This window comes from Flavobacterium sp. (assembly GCF_036759525.1).
In the GTDB taxonomy this organism is placed as follows: domain Bacteria; phylum Bacteroidota; class Bacteroidia; order Flavobacteriales; family Flavobacteriaceae; genus Flavobacterium.
Window position 1 is genome coordinate 1 of record NZ_DAIOUN010000007.1, and the last position, 4,173, is coordinate 4,173.

The 4,173-nt window shown below is 40.2% G+C and carries 4 protein-coding genes; all 4 read right to left on the reverse strand.

Annotation, left to right across the window (positions count from 1 at the left end):
• Positions 1-99: 99 nt before the first annotated feature.
• Complete coding sequence (locus V7M80_RS06790; RefSeq protein WP_333694963.1) at positions 100-702, reverse strand: LysE family translocator; 603 nt, start codon at positions 700-702, stop codon at positions 100-102.
• A gap of 79 nt (positions 703-781) precedes the next feature.
• On the reverse strand, positions 782-1,807 hold the full coding sequence (locus V7M80_RS06795) for a quinone-dependent dihydroorotate dehydrogenase (protein ID WP_333694965.1): 1,026 nt from the start codon (positions 1,805-1,807) through the stop codon (positions 782-784).
• A gap of 37 nt (positions 1,808-1,844) precedes the next feature.
• On the reverse strand, positions 1,845-2,969 hold the full coding sequence (locus V7M80_RS06800) for a cysteine desulfurase family protein (protein WP_333694967.1): 1,125 nt from the start codon (positions 2,967-2,969) through the stop codon (positions 1,845-1,847).
• 205 nt (positions 2,970-3,174) lie between these two features.
• Positions 3,175-4,173: glycoside hydrolase family 97 catalytic domain-containing protein (locus V7M80_RS06805; protein WP_333694969.1), on the reverse strand; the 999-nt coding region annotated here is incomplete at its 5' end.

Genomic DNA, 4,173 nt, shown 5'->3' on the forward strand with positions numbered 1-4,173 from the left:
CTTTGGGGCATTTGCCTCAAGGCGTATATATTGTTACATTAGTTCAAAACCAACGCGTGCTGGGACGACAGAGAATTGTGCGGGAGTGATTTTGGATTATCAAACCAAAATCAATAAAGCAATGCCCACAAAAGCAATTATTTGAAAAACTTTCAGATAGTAAAAAAAGCGTTCGTTTTTTCTGAGATAAACCGTGAGACGGTCGGCTAAAATACTAAGTAAAGAAAATAGTATAAACGCTTGTAGCATAAACACAAAACCTAATACATAAATTTGTTGCGTAATAGATCCGGCTTGTTCGTCTATGAAGCCCGGAAAAAATGCCAGAAAAAACAAGGTAACTTTAGGATTGAGAACATTCATTATAAATCCTTGTTTTACCAGTGATGGTAACGATTGGTAAACAGTTTTTTGAGAACCAATATCTTTGTTAACCGGAGCTTTATACACTTGATAAGCAATCCACAGTAAATAGGAGGCTCCACCGATTTTAATTCCTAAAAATAAAACCTCCGATTGTTGAATCATAGCTGAGATTCCCAAAGCGATGAGAGTGGTGTGTACCATTATACCGCTCACTAAACCGGTTGCGGTTGCTATACCGTACTTTTTCCCGTTGGAGATGCTTTGGGTCAAAACATAAATAATGTCCGGTCCGGGGGAAAGGGTTAAGGCAATGGAGGCGAGGAGGAAGGAAAGCATTGGTGTATGTTGTGGGTTGTTGGTTGTCGGTTGTTGGTTGTTGGTTGTTGGTTTTGGGTTTTAGGTTGTCGGTTGTTTGTTAACTGTTGGTGTTTTGTAAAATTCGTTGGTTAATCTTCTTCACCAATTTCGGACCTTCATAAATAAATCCGGTATATAACTGCACCAAACTGGCACCGGCTTCTAATTTTTCAAGGGCATCAGCAGCAGAATGTATCCCTCCAACTCCAATGATAGGAAAAGCACGATTGCTTTTTTCACTCAAAAATCGAATGACCTCAGTAGAACGTTTGGTTAGCGGTTTTCCGCTCAATCCCCCCATTTCGGTTTGGTTTTCAGATTGCAAACCTGCTCTTGAAAGTGTGGTATTCGTGGCAATAACACCGGCTATTTTGGTGGATTTGACAATGTCTATGATGTCTAGCAATTGCTCATCCGTCAAATCCGGGGCAATTTTTAAAAGAATAGGTTTAGATTTAGGTTGGGTTTCATTTCGGTTTTGAAGGGTTTGTAGCAATTGCGTAAGCGGCTCTTTGTCTTGCAAGGCTCGCAGATTGGGCGTGTTGGGCGAACTCACATTCACCACAAAATAATCCACATAGGGATATAAGGCTTCAAAACAGATTTCGTAATCCGAAGTGGCTTCTTCATTGGGTGTGTTTTTATTTTTCCCGATGTTTCCGCCAATCAATACGCCTTTATTTTTTTTCAAACGCTCAACCGCGTCGGTTACACCTCCATTATTAAATCCCATTCGGTTGATGATGGCCGAATCTTCTTTGAGACGAAACAGTCTTTTTTTGGGATTACCTTCTTGCGGTTTTGGGGTTAAAGTTCCTATTTCGATGAATCCAAAACCAAAATTGGACAACTCTTGGTACAACTTCGCATCCTTATCAAATCCGGCTGCCAAGCCCACCGGATTTTTGAATTTCAATCCAAATACCTCTCGTTCTAATTTGGGATGTTTTACTTCATACAGCGATTGAAATAATTTTCCCATGCCGGGTATTTGATGTAAAAAACGAATCAATGAAAAGGTAAAATAATGCACTCGTTCCGGATCGAAACAGAATAATAGCGGTCGAATCAGTAGTTTATACATGGTTGTGTTGTTGTGGTACAAAAATAAGGAATCCCACTTACATCGCAGCCAAACACGACACAAAATAATCGATTTCTTCTTTTGTGTTTTCGTGACTGAAAGACAGTCGAATACTGGGGCGTTCTAACTCTTCTACTGTTAAAAATTCGGCTAGTACATGGGAAGGTTTGCTGCTACCTGATTGACAAGCACTTCCCCTGGAAACCGCAATTCCTTTCATGTCTAATTCAAACAAAATCAACGCTGATTTTTCTTTGGGTAAAGGCAATTGCACATTCAGAATAGAGTAAAACGTTTCCAAACCCCCATTGAATTTAATTGTTGGAAATTGAGCAGTCAATTTTTCAATGGCGTATTTTTTCAATTCAAAAATCGCATTTCGTTCGGTATCTAAATTTTGATAAGCCATTTCGAGTGCTTTAGCCATTCCGGCAATTTGATGGACAGATTCGGTTCCGGCACGTAAACCTTTTTCTTGTTCACCTCCTAAAAGCAGCGATTGCATGGGCGTATTTTTTCGCACAAAAGCAAAGCCAACCCCTTTTGGTCCGTGGAATTTATGAGCACTTGCCGTCAAAAAATCGATGGGTAATTGTTGCAAATCCATTTCGGTTTTTCCAACGGATTGTACCGTATCAGAATGAAAATAGGCTTTGTGGTCTTTACAAAGTGTCGCCACTCGCTCCATATCCAATACCACTCCGGTTTCATTGTTCACCTGCATTAAGGATACCAGGGTTGGGATATTTGTCTCTAATAATGGTTCAAGTTGGCTATAATCGATATGCCCGTTTTCTAAAATGGATAGAAATTCAACTGTAATTCCGTATTCTTTTTGTAAAGCCAATACCGGATACAATACGGCATGGTGTTCTATTTTTGTGGTAACAATGCGTTTTACTCCCAATTTTTGTACTGCATTTTGGAGTATCCAATTATCGGCTTCTGTACCGGAAGAAGTGAAAATAATTTCCTGAGCCGAACAATTCAATTGCTTGGCAATGCTTTTGCGAGCCGATTCCAAAATTACTTTAGCTGCCCGTCCGTAACTGTGCGTTGAAGACGGGTTGCCATATTCGCTTTGCATCACCTTTATCATTTCCTGAATGACTTCAGGACGGATGGAGGTGGTGGAGGCGTTATCTAGGTATATTTTGTTCATTTATTACGTAGCTTTTTGTCCTGCTTTGCAGGAGTTTCCTATTTCGACTTTGTCATCTTGAGGAATGACAAAAAGATGGATTAGCTTGCTTTTTGACCTGCTTTGCAGGAGGTTCCTATTTCGACTTCGTCATCTTGCGGAATGATAAAAAGATAAAATTTCATTTTCGCATTACCTATTACCAATTGCCTTTAACCAATTACCCTTAAAGAGGCAAGAAACGAATCGCTGTTCCTCCGCCTGCTGCTAAATTCAATTTTATTTTAGACTTTGCGGTTACTTCGATGGTTTTGATGGTATATGCTTTTGGATTTTTTTCCCAATGAGCGTCTTTTCCGTCTTGGTAAATGGTGGCTTTGTATTTTTTACCCGGCGTTAAAAAGTCTAATGTTATTTCAGTACTTCTTGGATTTTCATCGGTGATAGATCCTAAAAACCAGGTTTCTTTTCCTTTGGTTTTTCGGGCGATAGTTACGAAATCTCCGGGTTCGGCTTCCAAAATTCGGGTATCGTCCCAATCTACTTCTACATCCTTGATGAATTGAAAGGCATCCGGATAACGTTCGTAATTTTCAGGTAAATCAGCCGCCATTTGTAACGGACTGTAAATTGTCACATACAAGGCCAATTGTTTGGCTAAAGTGGTATGTACTTGTTCTTTTTTAGTAGCATCATAATGACTCATTTTGATTTCAAAAATCCCCGGTGTATAATCCATGGGTCCACCCAAAAAGCGTGTAAACGGTAAAATCGTTTCATGAGCAGGGGGATTTCCTACACTCCAGGCATTGAATTCGTTTCCACGAGCGGCTTCGGCTGCAATGTAATTGGGGTAGGTACGATGTACTCCGGTTGGTCGCGATGATTCATGAGAATTGATCATGATTTTATATTCCGCAGCACGTTCTACCACCCAATTGAAATGGTTCACCATTGTTTGACCGTCATGCCATTCACCACGTGGAATGATTTTGCCCACATAACCGGTTTTCACGGCATCGTAATCGTGTTTTTTCATGAACGAAAACGCACGGTCCAATCGACGTTCGTAATTGGCTACCGAACCCGAGGTTTCGTGATGCATGATCATTTTAACTCCTTTGGATTGAGCATATTTTTGAACTTCTTCCACATTGAAATCCGGATAAGGCGTTACAAAATCGAATACATTTTCTTTCCAATTGCCAAACCAATCTTCCCAGCC